The organism is Streptomyces sp. 8N706 (assembly GCF_052245415.1).
Classification (GTDB): domain Bacteria; phylum Actinomycetota; class Actinomycetes; order Streptomycetales; family Streptomycetaceae; genus Streptomyces.
Genome location: NZ_JBQQBW010000126.1, coordinates 1 through 18,317 on the forward strand (window position 1 = coordinate 1; position 18,317 = coordinate 18,317).

Here is an 18,317-nt window from a genome sequence, read left to right on the forward strand (position 1 = left end):
GGGTGAAGGCGACCTGGGCGTCGAAGTCGGCGGCCGGGTCGGCATCGTTCCTCAGGCCACCGACCGGCTGCGGGAGCCGGGCGAGCGTCGGGGTGAGCACCGCGTCGTAGGGGGCGACGGCGGCGGCGAGACGGCGTCCCACCGCCTGCATGGCGGCCAGCGCACGCGCGTACTCCAGCCCGCTCGCCGCCCGCCCCTGCTCACGCAGCCAGCGGGTGAGGGGCATCAGCTCCGCCTCGCGCTGGGGCGGTACCGGCGCGAGCCCGGCCAGCACCGCCCAGACGGGCGTGAAGGCGTCCCGGTCGCCGGGGCGCAGCGGCTGGTCGATCTCCACGACGTCATGGCCCAGCTCGGCGAGGAGCGCGGCGGTCTTCTCGTACGCCGCGAGCACCTCCGGCTCCACCGTGACCCCCGGCACGTCGGGGCGGGCCCAGCGGGCGATCCGCAGCCGGGCGGGGGGACGCTCGCACCACTGGAGGAAGGGCGTGGCGGGCGCGGCTACCGGAATCGGGTCGCCCGGAACCGGTCCGGCCATCACGTCCAGCAGTGCGGCCGCGTCCCGGACGGTACGCGCGAGCGGGCCCACGGTGGCCAGTCCGCTGACATCGCCCAGCGGGGCCGGGCTGATCCTGCCCCGGCTGGGCTTGATGCCGACGATCCCGCAGCAGCTCGCCGGGATACGGATGGAACCGCCGCCGTCGCTGCCCTGCGCGGCGGGCGCGAGCCCCGCCGCCACGGCAGCGGCCGCCCCGCCGCTGGAGCCGCCCGCGCCGAGCGCCGGAGCGTACGGGGTGCGGGCGGGCGGGCCGATCCGGCTCTCGGTGTAGGCGGGCAGCCCGAACTCGGGGGTGTTGGTCTTGCCGAGCAGCACGGTGCCCGCGCGCTCCAGCAGCCCGACGAGATGTGTGGCGGCCTCGGGCGGGGCGATCCGGTCGGCGCAGACGGCCGATCCGGCGGTCCAGCGGACGCCGGGCACGGGGTCGAGGTCCTTGACCGGCAGGGGCACACCGAGCAGCGGCGGCAGTTCCCGGGGGTCGCCGCCGCCCGCGAGGCGGCGCTCCGCCCGCCGGGCGTCCTCGAGCGCGCGCTCCGCGGTGACCGTCAGATACGCGCCGACGGCACTGTCGAGGCGCTCGATTCGCCGCAGATAGTGCTCGGCGAGCTCGACGGGCGACAGCTCGCCGAGCCGGATCGCCGCTGCCTGCTCGATCATCGTCAACTCATGCGGATCGGCCATTGGGCCACTGTACGGCGGCAGGGGGCGGCGGTCCGGAGCCTGTGGACAACCGTGCGCGGCGCCACCGGAGCCGTACCCCGGGGGGCGGTCCGCCGCGGCGGTGGCGGTGGCGTCGGGGCCTTCGCCGTACGATGCGCACCGATTCGTACGGCAGGGGACTCCGGGGAGAGCGTGCACGCGGCACCACATGGAGCCAATCGCCGCACAACGGTCACCCGCGTTGACACCTGCCTCAAGCGGATGGTGGGCTCGATGCCCATCGGCACGACACCGACCGGGCGAGGAGAAGGCCGTGCAGTTCAGGGGGGCGAGGCCGGACGCGCGCAGGGAACGCGGAGGGCGGGTGGCCGGGGCCACGGCGCTGGCCGCCGCGGTCATCGGCGGGCTGATCGGCGGCGCCCCCGGCGCGGTCGCCGCTCCGCCGCAGCCCGACGGCTCCACGGCCGCCGCTGAGGACCGGGAGAGCGCCGGCGGCGTACCGGCGGTCTGGCCGCGTCCGCAGGATCTGCGCGCCAAGGGTCCGTCCGTCCGTGTCGGCGACCGGGTCGTCCTCGTCGCCGACGCCACCACCGACCCGTACGCCCTGGACGCGCTGCGCACCGCGCTGCGCTCGGCGGGGGCCCGTACGGTCGTCGACGTCCGCCCCGGCGCCGCCCTGCCCCCGGACGGGCTGGTCGTACGCGCCGACGAGCGGGGCGCACAAGAGGCGTTGCACGCCCTGCGTGCACCCGCGCGCGGGGATCTTCCCTCCGGGGGCTACCGGCTCGCGTCGGGCCGGGTCGGCCGGCGCGAGGTCGTGGCGCTCGACGGCGTCGGCGCCGACGGTCTCTTCCATGCCGCGCAGACCCTGCGGCAGTTGGCCGCCGGCCACGACGGCGCCAGGTCCTTCGCCGGGGTCGTCGTGAGGGACTGGCCCGCGACCGCCGTGCGCGGGATGACCGAGGGCTTCTACGGCTCCCCCTGGTCCCTCGACCAGCGGCTCGCCCAGATCGACTTCATGGGCCGCACCAAGCAGAATCGGTATCTGTACGCGCCCGGTGACGACCCGTACCGCCAGGCCCGCTGGCGGGAGCCGTACCCGGCCGAGGAGCGCGCCGCGTTCCGCGAGCTGGCCGACCGTGCCCGGCGCAATCACGTCACCCTCGGCTGGGCCGTCGCCCCCGGCCAGGCGCTGTGCTTCTCCTCCGACGACGACCTCAGGGCGCTGAACCGCAAGGTCGAGGCCATGTGGGCGCTGGGCGTGCGCACCTTCCAGCTGCAGTTCCAGGATGTGAGCTACAGCGAGTGGCACTGCGGCGAGGACACCGACCGGTTCGGTTCGGGCCCCGAGGCGGCGGCGGAGGCACAGGCGCGCGTCGCGAACGTGGTGGCGCGGCACCTGGCCGAGCGCCACCCGGAGGCTCCCGCGCTCTCGCTGATGCCCACCGAGTACTACCAGGACGGCGCCACCGCCTACCGCCGCGCCCTGGCGGACGCGCTCCACGCGCGCGTGGAGGTGGCATGGACCGGTGTGGGTGTGGTGCCGAAGACCATCACCGGCGGTGAACTCCAGGGCGCCCGTGCGGCGTTCGGGGAGCACCCGCTGTTCACGATGGACAACTACCCCGTCAACGACTACGCGCAGGACCGCATCCACCTCGGCCCGTACACCGGCCGTGAGCCCGCTGTGGCCACCGGCTCGGCCGCCCTGCTGGCCAATGCCATGGAGCAGCCCGCCGCTTCCCGCATCCCGCTGTTCACCGCGGCCGACTTCGCCTGGAATCCGCGCGGCTACCGCCCCCAGGAGTCCTGGCAGGCAGCCATGACCGATCTCGCGGGCGGCGACCGCCGCGCCCGCGAGGCGGTGGAGGCGCTCGCGGGCAACGACTCCTCGTCCGTGCTGGGCGGTGACGAGTCCGCGTATCTGCGGCCGCTGATCGCGGATCTGTGGGCCGCGTACGACGGCACGGACCGCGCGAGGCTGGAGGCGGCGGCCCGCCGACTGCGCGAGGCGTTCCGGGTCATGCGGGAGGCCCCGCGGCGGCTGTCGGGGGGCCCGCTCGCGCAGGACGTAGGCCCCTGGCTGGACCAGCTGGCCCGCTACGGCGCGGCGGGCGGGCGCGCGGTCGACATGCTCCTCGCCCAGGCGCGCGGGGACGGCGCCGGGGCCTGGAAGGCCCAGCTCGACGTCCGCGCGGCGCGCAAGGAGATCGCCGGCGAACCCGCGACCGTGGGCAAGGGCGTGCTGTCGCCCTTCCTGGCGAAGGCGCTCGACCAGGCCGCCACCTGGACCGGTGCGGACCGCGCCCAGCCCCGCACCTCGTACACGGAGGGTCCCGCCGATCTGACCCTGGGCCTGGACCGCAGCCGTCCGCTGGACACGGTGACCGTACTGACCGAGCCCGGCGGTGACACGGCCGCCGCGGTGCAGGTGCATGTGCCGGGCGAGGGCTGGCGGCGGATCAGGGATCTGTCCGCCGACGGGTGGACGTAGGTGTAGGCCAAGGGCGTACGGGCGGACGCGCTGCGGCTCGCCTGGCCCGCGGACGGCAGGGCGCCGGAGGTGCACGGCATGGTGCCGTGGTTCACGGACACCCCCGCGGCGCGGCTGCGGCTGAGTCGCGGCGAGACGGACGCCGAGATCGGCGGCGGCCCGCAGACCGTCGCGGCAGAGGTCACCTCGGGGCGCCCCTCGGGCGTACGGGGCAGGCTGGTGGCCCGCCCGCCGAAGGGCGTCCGGGTCGACGTACCCGAGGGGACGGATGTGCCGCGCGGATCGACGGTGGCCGTGCCGGTGAAGGTCACGGTGCCCGAGAGCACCCCCTCCGGCAGCTACGAGGTACCCCTCGACTTCGGCGGCGAGCAGCGCACGCTGACCGTACGGGCCTATCCGCGGACCGGTGGCCCGGATCTCGCGCGTGGTGCGAAGGCCACGTCCTCCGGGGACGAGACCGCGGACTTCCCCGCGTCGGCGGCTGTCGACGGCGACGCGCGCTCCCGCTGGTCCTCCCGCGCCGAGGACGGTGCCTGGCTCCAGGTGGAGCTGGAGCGGCCCGCCCGGGTCGGTCAGGTCGTGCTGCGCTGGCAGGACGCGTACGCCGCCGGATACCGCGTCCAGGTCTCGTCCGACGGCCGCCGCTGGCGTACGGCCGCGACGGTCCGGGACGGCAGGGGCGGCCGGGAGTCGGTCCGTATGGACGCGCCGCCGGACACCCGTTTCCTCCGGATCCAGGGCGACAGGCGCGCCACCCGCTTCGGCTACTCACTGTGGTCGGTGGAGGCCTACGCCGTCACGGGCTGAGGCACCGCACGCACGCACGCACCTGCGCCGTCACGGGCTGAGGGACCGCACGCACGCACCTGCGCCTCAACGGCCGAGGCACCGCACGCACCTGCGCCGTCACCGGCCGGAGCACCCGTACACCCGCGCACCCGCGTCATCAGCGGCCGGAGCACCCGTACGGCCCGACGGTCACCGGCCGTGCACCCGTGCTGTCACCGGCCGAGGCACCATGAGGCGGCCCGGGCCCCGGTCCCGGTGTCCGGCCGGTCCTCGCGCCGGCTCACACGGCTCACACGGGGATGACGAAGGCCCGGTCTCAGGCAGATATGCCATCGATCCGGGCCATGGCGTCGTCCGCGCCGTACGGCTGCAAGTATGGCAGCCAGCGCGGATCCCTATGCCCCGTGCCGATGATCCGCCACGCCAGACCGGACGGCGGGGCGGGCTGGTGCCGCAGCCGCCAGCCCAGCTCGGCGACGTGCCGGTCGGCCTTGACGTGATTGCAGCGGCGGCAGGCCGCGACGACGTTCTCCCAGGCGTGCTGACCGCCGCGGCTGCGCGGAATGACGTGATCGACGCTGGTTGCGACGGCACCGCAGTACGCGCACCGGCCGCCGTCACGGGCGAACAGGGCGCGGCGGGTGAGCGGGACGGGCCCCCGGAAGGGCACCCGCACGAAACGCTTCAGACGGACGACGCTGGGCGCGGGGACGACGCGGGTCGCACTGTGCATCAGGGCGCCGGAATCCTCGAGGCTGATGGCCTTGTCATTGAGAACGAGGATGAGCGCGCGGCGGAGCGGTACGACGCCGAGCGGCTCGTACGACGCGTTGAGGACCAGGACATGCGGCACGGGTGCCTCCTTGTACGCCGGCGGCGCGTGGCTCGCGCCGGGACGATCTGTTCTCAGTTTCTCCTCAGGCCTGGTCGCGGCGCCACCACGTCCCGGTAACGCATCAAGAGTGTTTTCGACCACACCCTGTTCTTCCCGCTCCCAAACCCGCCCTCTCTCGAACAGAGCAACGGATCACCTGTCTTGCCCCGTTAGTGTGGTTGGTCCGCCCGCGCACGTCCTGGCGGGCGGGCCGCCCCCGCGGCCCCCGTTCCCCCACGGAAGGTTCCGGCTGTGTCCTGGTTGTTCGCCGACGGCACGACTACCGAGGCGCCCTCGCTCCGAGAGGCGCAGGACAACGCGTCCCAGGCGGCGGGCTGGGTGGAGCAGAACTGGTCCGCCTGGCTGGCCGCAGGCCTGCGCATCCTCCTGATCGTCGTGATCGCGATGGTGCTGCGATCCGTGGTCCGCAAGGCGATCACCAAGTTCATCACCCGGATGAACCGCACCGCCCAGGCCGTGGACGGCACCGCGCTGGGCGGTCTGCTGGTGAACGCCGAGCGGCGGCGGCAGCGCTCCGAGGCCATCGGTTCGGTGCTCAGAAGTGTCACTTCTTTTGTGATTCTTGGCACGGCGGCGCTCACGGTGCTGTCGGTTCTGAACATCAATCTGGCCCCGCTGCTCGCCAGCGCGGGCGTCGCGGGTGTGGCCCTCGGCTTCGGTGCCCGCAATCTGGTGACCGACTTCCTCTCGGGCGTCTTCATGATCCTCGAGGACCAGTACGGGGTGGGCGACACAATCGACGCGGGGGTCGCCTCCGGCGAGGTGATCGAGGTCGGGCTGCGGGTCACCAAGCTGCGCGGCGACGAGGGCGAGATCTGGTACATCCGCAACGGCGAAGTGAAGCGGATCGGCAACAAGAGCCAGGGCTGGGCCACGGCGGCCGTGGACGTACCGGTCCGCTACGACGAGGACCTGGAGGGCGCCCGCAGGGCCATCGAGGCCGCCGGTGAGGCGATGGCCAAGGACGAGCCCTGGAACGAGCGGCTGTGGGGCCCTGTGGAGGTGCTGGGCCTGGACTCGGTGACCCTGGACTCGATGGTGATCCGTACGCAGGCCAAGACGATGCCCGGCAAGGCCCTGGGCGTGGAACGGGAGCTGCGCTGGCGGATCAAACAGGCTTTCGACGCCGCGGACATCCGGATCGTCGGCGGCATGCCGCTGGAGGCCGCTGCGCAGGGGGTGCCCGACCCGACGGCGGGCATGGCCGCCCCGTCCGCGCTGGCCAGCGACAGCTCGCCGCAGTCCGTGAACGCCTCGCCCCTCCAGTCCCCGGCCCCGTCCGCGTCCCCGGCCCCGCCCGCAACCGCCGCCTCCTCGTCCAGCGGCACGAGCCTCTCCAAGTAGCGGCTCCTATCCGTCCGCTCCCACGGCCCTCTCCGTCCACGGAGGGGGCCGTCGGGCTTTCACCCGCCGCCCTGCGCCGCCGTCCGACGCATGGCGTCGATTGCCATGCGGCCATGTGACGCCGGGGCGACGGCGGCTTGTCCAGGGCAAGCCCGCCGCGCACCGCCCCCGGCTCATGATCGGAGCCGTACAGCAGCGCCCTGTGATCTGCGGACCGTTGCAGAGCGCTCTCGCGACCACGCGCGACGAGGTGTTCCCACCTCCCGCTGACGGCCCCCGGCAGGAGCACCGCCTGCTCTACTGGAATCTCACGGTGGCCGCGACCGTCCTGGTCATGGCCCAGGTCATTCTCGTCTTCCTCCTCGCCCGGAAGGCGTGTGCCGAAGGCGTGACACCGACAGGAGGGAAGGCCTCATGCCGCATTCTCCCCGGGGGCGGACCCCGCGCCCGCGAAAGGTCGCCGTCGTCGGTGGCGGGTCCACCTACACCCCCGAACTCGTCGACGGATTCGCCCGCCTGCGTGAGTCCTTACCCCTCACCGAACTGGTGCTGATCGACCCGGCCGCGGACCGGCTGGAGCTCGTCGGCGGCCTCGCCCGCCGGATCTTCGCCAAGCAGGGCCACAGCGGCCGTATCGTCACCACCTCCGACCTCGACCGGGGCGTGGACGGGGCCGACGCCGTCCTTCTCCAGCTGCGTGTCGGGGGACAGTCGGCACGTGAGCGGGACGAGACCTGGCCCCTGGACTGCGGCTGCGTCGGACAGGAGACGACCGGCGCCGGCGGCCTCGCCAAGGCGCTGCGCACCGTACCCGTGGTCCTCGGTATCGCCGAGCGGGTGCGCCGGGCGAACCCGGACGCGTGGATCATCGACTTCACCAATCCGGTCGGCATCGTGACCCGCGCCCTGCTCCGGGCCGGTCACCGGGCCGTCGGTCTGTGCAATGTCGCCATCGGCCTCCAGCGGAAGTTCGCCGCGCTCCTCGAGGTGCGCCCGGAGGAACTGCATCTGGACCACATCGGGCTCAACCACCTCACCTGGGAGCGAGCCGTACGTCTCGGGGGCCCCGACGGCGAGGACCTGCTGCCCGCGCTCCTCGCCGAGCACGGCGGTGCGATCGCCCGTGATCTGCGCCTCCCCCGGACCGTTCTCGACCGGCTCGGCGTCGTCCCCTCGTACTATCTGCGCTACTTCTACGCCCATGACGACGTCGTGGCGGAGCTGAGAGGCAAGCCGTCCCGGGCCGCCGAGGTCGCGGCGATGGAGAAGCAGCTGCTCGCCCTGTACGGCGACCCGGCGCTCGAGGAGAAGCCCGCGCTCCTCGCCCGGCGCGGCGGGGCCCACTACTCGGACGCCGCGGTCGCCCTGGCCTCCTCACTGCTGCAGGACGGACCGGGTGATGTGCAGGTGGTCAACGTCCGCAACGGAGGCACGCTGCCGTTCCTGCCGGACGACGCCGTGATCGAGGTGCCCGCACGGATCGGCCCGACGGGTGCGCGGCCGCTGCCCGCGGCCGCGCTCGATCCGCTGTACGCCGGGTTGGTCGCGAGCGTCAGCGCCTATGAGGACCTGGCCCTGGACGCCGCGCTGCGCGGCGGCCGCGACCGTGTCTTCAAGGCGCTGCTCGCACATCCGCTCATCGGCCAGTACGAGGCCGCCGAGGCCCTGACGGACCGTCTCATCGCTCACAACCGGGAGTACCTGGCGTGGACCTGAACAGCCGGGATGGACATGGCCAGGGTCGGAATGGCCGGGATCGTCACGGCGGACATCGGAGCGGCCCGGATCGTCACGGCCGGGATCCGGACGGCCCGGATCGTCACGGCCGCGATGTGAACGGCCAGGACCCGCACGCCCGAGACCCGCACGCCCGAGATCTGCACGCCCGGGATCCGGACTGCCGCTTTCCGAACGGCTCGGTGCTGGCCATCGACGCGGGCAACAGCAAGACCGATGTGGTCCTCACCGGTCCCGACGGCAGCATCCTCGGCACCGCCCGCGGCGGCGGCTTCCGCCCGCCGGCGGTGGGCGTCGGGCCCGCGGTGGACGCCCTCGCCTAGACGGTCATGGCGGCCGTCGCGGCGGCCGGGCCCGCCCCGGGCACCCCGCCGTACGCCGCACATGTCTCCGCCTGCCTGGCCAACGCCGATCTCCCTGCCGAGGAACGCCAGTTGCAGGAGGCCGTGCACGCGCGCGGCTGGGCCCGTACGACACGGGTCGCCAATGACACTTTCGCCCTCCTCCGGGCGGGCGTGGACGAGCCGCGCGGAGTCGCCGTGGTGTGCGGCGCGGGCATCAACTGCGTGGGCATGCTGCCGGACGGCCGGACCGCCCGCTTCCCCGCGGTCGGCCGGATCTCCGGCGACTGGGGCGGCGGCGGAGGGCTCGCCGAGGAGGCGCTGTGGTTCGCGGCGCGGGCGGAGGACGGCCGCGGAGAGCCGACCGCTCTCGCGCACAAGCTCCCCGAGCACTTCGGGCTGCCCTCCATGTACGCGCTGATCGAGGCGCTGCATCTGGGGCGAGTCCCGGGCGCGCGCAAGCACGAACTCACGCCGGTGCTCTTCGAGACGGCATCGGCCGGTGACGCGGTCGCCCGCTCCCTCGTGCACCGGCAGGCCGAGGAGATCGTCGCGCTGGCGTCCGTCGCCCTGTCCCGGCTCGGCCTGCTCGACGAGGAGACCCCGGTGCTGCTCGGCGGCAGCGTCCTCACCGCCCGTCATCCCCTGCTGCACGACCGTGTCGCGGAGTTGCTCTCCACGAGGGCACCGAAGGCCGTCCTCCGGGTGGTCACCGCACCGCCGGTGCTGGGCGCGGCTCTGATGGGCCTGGACCGCACCGGCGCGCCACCGGAGGTCCATGCGCGGCTGCGGGAGCACTACGGCCCCGGCCACTCCTGAGAGCTGCCGCGGGCCGCCCCCCCCCCGATAAAGGGGCGGCCCGCGACGGGGTGGCTGTCCGGTGCTCAGGGAACGTACACGCTGTTCCCCAGCTCCGAGAGGCCGTACTGGCCCGGGTGCACGACGGAGTCCAGCTCGCCCGAGCAGTCGGCGCCCGTGAAGACGTAGGCCAACTGGTCCATGTCATTGCCGATACCGGACGAGAAGCCCTGGAGGGGGTAGCAGCCGTGAGGGTTCACATACGCCTCACCGTTGACGGTCAGCACCCCCCAGGCCGCCAGGGCGGTCTGAGGGACGGCGAGGGCGAGCAGTCCGGCCGCGGCGAGCATTCCGAGCGTGGTGGCGATGCGTCGCATGGGCGTACCTCCAGAAGCAGGGGCCGTTCGGCAGTCCCGTCGGGGCCGCCGAGCGTATCCGGAAGAATACTTACCGTCATGGGCGCATGGAGGTGCACGCCGCATCGGCGCCCCACCGGCGCGCTCGGGCGCGTGCTGCTTCACGGACGTCGGCGCGCACGCGTAACGGCCCGGCCACGCAAGGGAACCGAACGGATACCGTACGCGTCTTGAACGTCGCGGGTCAGGCCCCCATGGGCCGCCGACCAGTATGTTCGGTAGCGTTCCGAACAAGATCCAGTCAATCCGGTGTGGACGCCCGTCCCTGTGGTCATACTTCAGGCCGTGCACCTGTCCACGGCCGCGCCGGGCGACGGGCCACGGTCAGCGACCAAGGGGGAGGTCCAGTGACACACCCGCCGACAGGCGGCACGGCGGCGCCACCGGCCCCCGCGCGGCCGACCGCGTGGGCCGAGGGCATGGACCGGTTGAGATCCGGGGCGACCACGGAACCCGGCCGACTGCGGATCATCGGGGCCGTACTCGCCGCGCTCGTCGTCGCGTTCGGCACGGTGACGGCCTGGCAGGTGGCGGACCGCGCGGCCGCCGCGGACGACGTCGTGCTCCAGAGCCAGCCGCTCAGCGCCGACGCCGCCAGCATCTACCGCTCCCTCGCGGACGCCGACACCAGCGCGGCGGCCGGCTTCCTGGCCGGCGGCCAGTGGCCGCACGACGTCCGGGAGCGGTACGAGCGGGACATCGACACCGCCTCCGCGCTGCTGGTGAAGGCCGCCGCCAACAGCGAGGGGTCGGCCTCGGCCCGCCGCCAGATCTCCCGGCTCAACGAACAACTGCCCGTCTACACCGGCCTGGTCGAGCAGGCACGCGCCAACCACCGGCAGGGCCTGCCGCTCGGCGGGGCCTATCTGCGGTACGCCAACGAGCGGATGCGCACCGCACTGCTCCCCGCCGCCCGCGCGCTGTACGAGGCCGAGACCACCCGGCTCGAAGCGGACTACGACGACGCCGAGACGTGGCCGTGGGCGGCCCTGGGCACGGGCGTTGCCGCCCTGTCCGCGCTCGCCTGGGCCCAGCGCCGCGACTACCACCGTACGAACCGGGTGTTCAACCACGGTCTGCTGACGGCGATGGCCGCGTCGACCGTCGTCCTGCTGTGGCTGCTCGCGGGACACGCCGTGGCGGCCGGCGGTCTCCACGGGTCCTACGAGAACGGGGCGAGGTCGCTGCAGATCCTCAACGAGGCCCGTATCAGCACTCTTCAGGCCCGCGGTGACGAGAGTCTGACCCTGGTGGCCCGTGGCGCGGTGCTCACCTCCGACGGCAAGGACTTCTACGAGACCGGTTACCGCGCGCGTATGGCGGAACTGGCGGGTGACGGGGCGGAGAAGGCCGGACGGGGCACCCTGCTGGCCAGGGCGGAGCTGCTGGCCGACGACGCCGAGGGGCGCGAGCCGGTCCGCAGCGCCGTGGCGGAGGTCCGCACCTGGCAGACGCTCCACAGGCAGGCCCGGAAGACCGACGAGGGCGGGAACTACGAGGACGCGCTGGAGCAGGTCATCGGCGACGGCGGCACCACTGGCACGTCCTTCGACCGGGTGGACGCGAACCTGGCGGCGGCGCTGGCCCACGAGCAGGAGGAGTTCAGGGAGGCGGCGGACGACGGGCGGGGGGCGTTGGCGGGGCTGCCGACCGGTGCCGCCGTACTGGCCCTGCTGGGCGCGACAGGCGCCGTGCTGGGCATCGGCCGCAGGCTGTCGGAGTACCGGTGAGGGGAGGTCCAGTGCGGCGTTCACCCATGCGGGCGTCACGGAGGCTACGGGGCTGGGGAGGCGTCGCGGGTATGGCCGTGGCCTGCGCGGTCACCGCGACTCTGCTGCCGCTGGCACAGCACCGGGCCGTCCCGGACGGGACCGTCACGGACCGGTCCATCAGGGCCCCGGCCGCAGCGGGGGCCGACCGGCCGCGGCAGTCGCCCGCGGGGGACTGCAAGGACCCGGAGGCGAGTCTGCGGCCCTCGGGCGCGAGCGGGCCCGCCGTCGAACGCATCAAGAAGCGCGCCTACTTGATCGCCGGTGTCGACCAGAACAGCTTCCGCTGGGGCTACCGGAACCCCGCCACCGGCGACCTCGAGGGCTTCGACATCGATCTGGCGCGGGCCATGGCCAGGGACATCCTGGGCCCCGAGGGCAGGGTCGTCTTCCGCGCCATCCCCACCAATCAGCGCATACCCGCCCTGGAACAGCGCAAGGTGGACCTCATCGTGCGGACGATGACCATCAACTGCGAGCGCATCAAGCAGGTCGCCTTCTCCACCGCCTACTTCGAGGCCGGGCAGCAGGTGCTCGTCCCGCGGGGCTCGCCGATCACCGCGTTCAACAGCACCCTGCGCGGCAAGAGGGTCTGTACGGCGGCCGGGTCGACGGGTGAGAGCGAGTTGCGGAAGCAGTCGCACGGCGCCGCGGTCACGACCGTGCCCAACCAACTCGACTGCCTGGTACGGCTGCAGCTCGGCCAGGCCGACGCGGTGATCACGGACAACGCGCTCGCGGCGGGGCAGGCGGCCCAGGACCCCTCGGTGAAACTGGTCGGTGAACCGTTCACCCGGGAGCCGTACGGCGTGGCGATGAATCTCGCCGACGAAGACCTGGTACGCCGGGTGAACAACGTCCTGGAGGACTACCGCAAGGGTGGGGACGACAGCGGTTGGATGACGGCGTACAAGCGCTGGCTCGAGGCCGACCTCGACGGCATCACCGGTCCGCCCGCGCCCAAGTACAAGGACTGAGCGGACGAGAACCGACCGCGGCACAAGACCGACCGTACGAGAACCGACCGCAGGACAACGACCGAGCGCAGTACGAGAACCGACCGCAGTACGAGAACCGACCGCGGCATGAGGACCGACCGCGCAGACGCTGCACGCACCGCGAGCACAGAAAGGTGATCGATGGGGGCTCCGGGACCCACCGGCGGCGTCCCGGTCATGGACCGGGACGAGGTTGATCGCGCGCTGGCCAGGCTCGGCGCCGAGCACGAGGCGATCGAGACCTCACTGCTCGCCCTTCAGGACCACGCGGGCCGAAGGCTCCTGGAGGGCGCCGAGCTGACCGGCACCACCAAGAGCCGCTGGGCCTCCGCCGAACACGTCATCACGCTCCTCTGGACACACTTCGACGCCTACACCGCGGCGCTGCGGACCGCCCGGGAACTGCGCTCCCGGCGCCGCTGGCCGACCCGCGAGGACCTCGTCGAACTGACCGGGCTGCTGCGTGGCCCCGCCGTCACCCTCCCGCACACCACCGGCCCGAGCGGTACCGCGGCTTTCGAGCTGTCCCCCGACATCACCGGGCCCGCCCGCCTCAGCGAGCAGTTGAGCCTCGAAGAGCTGGTCGGGCGGATGAACCGGTGGTACGCGCAGACCCTGGACCTGGTGGTGGCGGCCGACGCCGTCTGGTCCGCGCTGCCCGCCCGTATCGATCTGCTCTCCGCCGAGCTGCAGCGCACGCGCTCCCTCGCCCACTCCGTCGGCGTACGCCCCGGAGAACACCCGGCGGGGGACGACCTGGAGCGGATCACCGACGAGCTCACGGGGCTGCGCACCGCGGTGGTCTCCGACCCGCTCGCCTTCTGGAGCCCGGCGCGTTCGGGCAGCTCTGCGCCCGGCGGCGGCCGTCCGGACACCGGCCGCTACGACCGGGCGGCCCGCGCCCTGGAGGACGTACGCCGCGACATCGAGGCCGTCCTCGCCGTGCGCCAGGACGCCGAGCAACGGCTGCTGCACCTGCGCGACATGCTGTCCCGGGCCGACCGTACGCTGACCGAGGCGCGGGAGGCCCGCGGCGAGGTCCTGGCGAAGATCGCCGCGTCCGAGGTGCCCGCGGTGAGCGGCCCCGCGACGGCGCTGCACGAGCAGCTGGCGACGGCGGCGGACTACCGGCGCCGCTCGCAGTGGCACCGGCTCTCCCCGCTGCTGGACACGCTGGAGGAGCGGGCGGAGGACGAGCTGATGCGGGCCCGCGAGTCGCTGACGGCGGTGACCGCGCCGCTTGCCGTACGGGCCGAACTGCGCGGCCGGCTCGACGCGTACAAGGCGAAGGTCGCCCGGCACGGCATGGCGGAGGACCCGCTGCTGACCGAACGGTACGACGCGGCGCGACGGATGCTGTGGAGCGCGCCGTGCAATCTGCGCGCCGCCGAACAGGCGGTGTTGCGTTACCAGCAGGCGGCGGCGGAGGTTCTGGTGCCGAGACAGGCCGGTCCCGAGGACCGTGAGGGGGACGGATGAACACCTGCCAGCGACCCGGCTGCCCCGGGTCGTACGAGGACTTCGGCGGCGGCGAGCTGTACTGCGGCACCTGCGGGCTGGCCCCGGTCGTGGCCCCCGACGGGATGGTGACCTCACCGCCCACCGGAATCGCGGGCGGCGGAAAACGGGACAGTGCGTCGAGCTCCTCCTCCCGCGCCGGCTCACGCCCCTCGTCCCGCTCGTCGTCCTCCCGCCGCTCGGTGTCGGGGCGGCTGTCCCGCTCGCCGTCGGGCGGGGCGGCGGCGCGGTCGGTGTCGGTGCGCAGCTCCGGGTCCTCCTCGGCCTCGTCCGGCCGCAACAAGCTGGGTGCGGGGCTGGTCTCAGTCCCGGAGGTGCCACGTCCGGATCCTCGGACGGCGGTCCTGGAAAACCCCGAAGTGCCCGAGCGGAAGCGATTCTGCAGCCGGGGCGACTGCGGGGCGCCGGTGGGCCGTGCGCGCGGGGACCGCCCGGGACGCACGGAGGGCTTCTGCACCAAGTGCGGCCACCCGTACTCCTTCGTGCCGAAGCTGAGGACCGGTGACATCGTGCACGGCCAGTACGAGGTGGCGGGCTGTCTCGCGCACGGCGGCCTCGGCTGGGTCTATCTGGCGGTGGACCGGGCGGTGTCCGACCGCTGGGTGGTCCTCAAGGGCCTGCTGGACAGCGGTGATGAGGACGCGCTCGCCGCGGCGGTCTCCGAGCGGCGCTTCCTGGCCGAGATCGAGCACTCCAACATCGTCCGCATCTACAACTTCGTCGAACACCTCGACCAGCGGACCGGCAGCCTCGACGGCTACATCGTGATGGAGTACGTCGGCGGCAAGTCCCTGAAGGACATCGCCAACGAGCGGCGGGGCGCGGACGGCCGCCGCGATCCGCTCCCCGTCGAGCAGGCGTGCGCGTACGGACTGGAGACGCTGTACGCGCTCGCTCATCTGCACGCCCGGAACCTGCTGTACTGCGACTTCAAGGTCGACAACGCCATCCAGCAGGAGGACCAGCTCAAGCTGATCGACATGGGCGCCGTCCGCAGGATGGACGACCGGGACAGCGCGATCTACGGCACGATCGGCTACCAGGCGCCGGAGGTGCCGGAGTACGGGCCCTCGGTCGCCTCGGACCTCTACACGGTGGCGCGGACGCTCGCGGTGCTGACCTTCGACTTCCAGGGCTACACGAATGTGTTCGTGGACAGCCTGCCCGACCCCGGCCACATCGAGGTCTTCCGCCGCTACGAGTCCTTCTACCGCTTCCTGGTCCGTGCCACGGATCCCGATCCGGCGCGGCGGTTCGCCTCCGCCGAGGAGATGGCGGAGCAGCTGACGGGTGTGCTGCGGGAGGTCGTGGCGCTCCGGACGGGGCGTCCGCGGCCCGCGCTGTCCACGCTCTTCGGGCCGGAACTCCGGGTCACGGACACCCAGTTGTTCGCCGAGCACTCGGGCGCGGTCTCGGTACTGGGGCTCCGGTCGGCCCCGGCGCGGACGAGCCGCTTCCGGCCGGGGCGGAAGTCCGGCCCGGGTTCCGGTTCGGATTCCGGCTCAGGGCCGGGCGCCGTGCCGCGGCAGCAGGCGGGCGTGGGGCAACGCGCCACCGGAGCGGCGGGGGACCCTGCGGCGGGCGGCACCGGAGGCTCGTACGGGCCGGTGGGCCACGTGCCGGGCCAGGCCGTACACGGCGGACCGTACGGGGCGATGACGGCAAGCGCCGCTGGTCAGCCCAGTGTTGGGCAGAGCGGCGCCGGGGCCGGGGGCCATGGCGGGGCGCCCTTCGCGAGCAGCGGGGCCGCGGGCGCGTACGCAGGAGGCGGGATGGGGGCGTCGCCGTACGGCACGGTTGGTTCCGGGTCCAGTTCCGGTTCCGGGTCCGGTTCCGGGTCCGGGTCAGGTTCCGGTTCCGGGTCCGGTTCCGGGTCCGGTTCCGGGGGTTCCGGTTCCGGTGTGCACGGCGCGTATGGCGCGGCGGTGGCGTCCGGCGGCGGGGCCGTCGGGCACGGCTCTGTGGCCGTCGGGCCGGGCGGACCGGAACCGGTCGGGCCGGGCTCACCGGTCGACCCCTTCGGCACGGGCGCCGACGGTGACGGCACCCACCCCGGAATCGCGCCACTCGACACCCGTGCCACCGTGCTCGCCCTGCCCGTACCCCGGGTCGATCCCCGGGACCCCAACGCCGGATTCCTCGCGGGGCTGATGGCCTCCGCGCCCGCGGAGTTGCTCGCCGCACTGGAAGGCGCGCCGGGTGACTCGGTGGAGCGACGGCTCCGGGAACTGCGCGCCCGGTTGGAGCTGGGTGAATCGGCCGTCGCGGCCCGGACGCTGGCAGAGCTGGAAGGCGAGCACCCCGACGACTGGCGGGTGGTCTGGTACCGCGGTGTGGCCTCGCTCGCGACCGGTGACCACGAGTCCGCGGCCCTCTCCTTCGACGCCGTCTACGACGCGTTCCCCGGCGAGTGCGCCCCGAAGCTGGCCCTCGGTGTCTGCGCCGAGGTACTGGGCCAGTTGGACAACGCCGCCGAGTACTACCACCTCGTATGGGTGACCGACCCGAGCTATGTGAGCGCGGCGTTCGGCCTCGCCCGGGTGCGGCTGGCCGCCGGGGACCGTACGGGCGCGGTGAGCGCCCTGGAATCCGTACCGGAGGCGTCGATCCACTACACGGCGGCCCGGGTCGCGTCCATACGGGCCCGGCTGCGCCGGCGCGCGGCGCGGGACCCGCTGTTCGACGACCTCACCGCCGCCGCCCGACAGGTGGAGCGGCTCCAGGAGTTCGGCCTGGACGCGGTACGCCGCGAGCAGTTTTCCACAGAGGTACTGGGCTGCGCGCTGGACTGGGTACTCTCCGGGAGACACGGCGCGCCACCGGAGGGCGCCGTTCCCGGTGGGCAGGGCTCGCTGCTCGGCAGCAGCCTGGACGAGCGGGACCTGCGCTTCGGTCTGGAGCGCTCGTACCGCGTACTCGCACGGCTGGCACAGCGCGGCGAGGAGCGGATCGAACTGGTGGAGCGGGCCAACCGTTTCCGCCCCAGGACATGGGTGTAAGAGATGTCGCAGATGCCCCAGCCACCCCAGTTGTCCGCCTGCCCGAGCTGCCATGAGCCGCTGGAGTCGGGCGACAACTTTTGCGGCGCGTGCGGCGCCGACCTCGCGGCGGCGGTGCCGCCGCCGACGGGCCGGTCCGCGGCCGCGCTCAATGGGTCCGCCCGGCCCTCGCCCGCGAAGGGCGACGTCCCCCGGCCGTCCCCGGACCCCAGAGCGGATACCGACGGCGGCCTCTCATGGGACGCCCGCCCCGCCCCGGACAACGCCCCCGCGCCAGGCGCCGGATCCCCACCGGCGAGTGGACCCGCCCCGGGCGGCAGGACCACGCCGCCCACCGAGCACGCCCCGGGGACCGGCGCACCGGACACCGGCCCCGCGCCAGGCAGCACGCCTGCGGCGGACAGCGAGCCGGTGCCGACCAACAGGTACGCCCCGAGCACCTGCCCCGCTGCGGGCAACACCCCTGCAGCGGACAGCGAGCCGGTATCGACCAACAGCTACGCCTCGAACAGCGGGCCCGTACCGGCCAGGGGGCCTGCGCCGGACAGCCGGACCGCGTCGCACGCCGAGCAGGCCCCGGACGCCGAGCACGCGACCCACACCGGGCCCGCGCCGGACGGCGGTCCCGTGCCGCCACCGCCGCAGCCCGACACCCGGCTCCCCTACGGAGCAGCGGGCACAGCCGTCCCGCCGCCGCCCGCCCATGCTCCGGCGGTGCCCGCCTCGCCCGTACCACCGCAGCCAGTCGCGCCCCCTTCGGCGCCTCCTGCGGCGCCCGCCGCGGCGTGGCAGCCCGGGCCCTCTCGGGACAGCCACCCGGGGGCCCAGGAGACGCACCTCCCCGGGGACCCGGGGGCCAGTGCCCCGGCCGGAGCGGGGCTGTCTCAGGGCCCCGGAGACACGGGGGCCCACTCCACCGACTCCGGCGCCACGGCGGCCGAGCCGAGCACCGCTCCGAGCGGTTCCGGCGACGGGGACGACTACTCCCTGCCCGCACCCACTG

10 protein-coding genes and 3 pseudogenes are annotated in these 18,317 nt (G+C 73.8%); 10 read left to right on the top strand and 3 right to left on the bottom strand.

The features are described 5' to 3' along the window. The coding region (locus tag ACTWQE_RS29685; protein WP_443332170.1) for an amidase at window positions 1-1,237 on the bottom strand (1,237 nt) is incomplete at its 3' end. A 343-nt stretch (window positions 1,238-1,580) separates the two neighbouring features. On the opposite strand from ACTWQE_RS29685, the pseudogene ACTWQE_RS29690 reads away from it, so the two are divergent. After that, a pseudogene (locus ACTWQE_RS29690) lies at window positions 1,581-4,517 on the top strand (beta-N-acetylglucosaminidase domain-containing protein). A gap of 298 nt (window positions 4,518-4,815) precedes the next feature. On the opposite strand, the gene ACTWQE_RS29695 reads toward ACTWQE_RS29690, so the two are convergent. Then, entirely contained in the window at window positions 4,816-5,352 is a 537-nt protein-coding gene (locus tag ACTWQE_RS29695) for an HNH endonuclease (RefSeq protein ID WP_443332171.1), read from the bottom strand. Between the two features lie 273 nt (window positions 5,353-5,625). Between ACTWQE_RS29695 and ACTWQE_RS29700 the strand changes: the two genes are divergently transcribed. The 4 genes and pseudogenes from ACTWQE_RS29700 to ACTWQE_RS29715 all read left to right on the top strand — a co-directional run bounded on the left by ACTWQE_RS29700 (window position 5,626) and on the right by ACTWQE_RS29715 (window position 9,635). Beyond that, window positions 5,626-6,738, top strand: coding sequence for a mechanosensitive ion channel family protein (locus ACTWQE_RS29700; protein ID WP_443332172.1), 1,113 nt, complete (start codon window positions 5,626-5,628; stop codon window positions 6,736-6,738). Window positions 6,739-7,039: 301 nt separating this feature from the next. Beyond that, window positions 7,040-7,147: pseudogene (locus ACTWQE_RS29705) on the top strand (carbohydrate ABC transporter permease); the annotation flags it as partial. Between the two features lie 5 nt (window positions 7,148-7,152). Beyond that, window positions 7,153-8,454 carry a 6-phospho-beta-glucosidase gene (locus ACTWQE_RS29710; RefSeq protein ID WP_443332173.1) on the top strand — a complete coding sequence of 434 codons (1,302 nt, stop codon included), beginning with the start codon at window positions 7,153-7,155 and terminating at the stop codon, window positions 8,452-8,454. Between the two features lie 161 nt (window positions 8,455-8,615). Then, window positions 8,616-9,635 (top strand): annotated as a pseudogene (locus ACTWQE_RS29715) (N-acetylglucosamine kinase). 65 nt (window positions 9,636-9,700) lie between these two features. Here the strand turns inward: ACTWQE_RS29715 and ACTWQE_RS29720 are convergent. Then, window positions 9,701-9,991, bottom strand: a complete 291-nt coding sequence (locus ACTWQE_RS29720; RefSeq protein WP_443332174.1) for a hypothetical protein — start codon at window positions 9,989-9,991, stop codon at window positions 9,701-9,703. Between the two features lie 458 nt (window positions 9,992-10,449). Here ACTWQE_RS29720 and ACTWQE_RS29725 point away from each other — a divergent pair, with 458 nt between their 5' ends. The 5 genes from ACTWQE_RS29725 to ACTWQE_RS29745 form a co-directional block, all read left to right on the top strand. Beyond that, entirely contained in the window at window positions 10,450-11,760 is a 1,311-nt protein-coding gene (locus ACTWQE_RS29725) for a hypothetical protein (protein ID WP_443332175.1), read from the top strand. A 71-nt stretch (window positions 11,761-11,831) separates the two neighbouring features. Beyond that, window positions 11,832-12,776: a glutamate ABC transporter substrate-binding protein gene (locus tag ACTWQE_RS29730; protein ID WP_443332176.1), complete on the top strand. Its 945-nt coding sequence runs from the start codon at window positions 11,832-11,834 to the stop codon at window positions 12,774-12,776. 162 nt (window positions 12,777-12,938) lie between these two features. Next, on the top strand, window positions 12,939-14,276 hold the full coding sequence (locus ACTWQE_RS29735; protein ID WP_443332177.1) for a hypothetical protein: 1,338 nt from the start codon (window positions 12,939-12,941) through the stop codon (window positions 14,274-14,276). Beyond that, window positions 14,273-17,314 carry a tetratricopeptide repeat protein gene (locus ACTWQE_RS29740; protein WP_443332178.1) on the top strand — a complete coding sequence of 1,014 codons (3,042 nt, stop codon included), beginning with the start codon at window positions 14,273-14,275 and terminating at the stop codon, window positions 17,312-17,314. Before ACTWQE_RS29735 ends, ACTWQE_RS29740 begins: the two co-directional genes overlap by 4 nt. A gap of 12 nt (window positions 17,315-17,326) precedes the next feature. After that, window positions 17,327-18,317: zinc-ribbon domain-containing protein (locus ACTWQE_RS29745; protein WP_443332179.1), on the top strand; the 991-nt coding region annotated here is incomplete at its 3' end.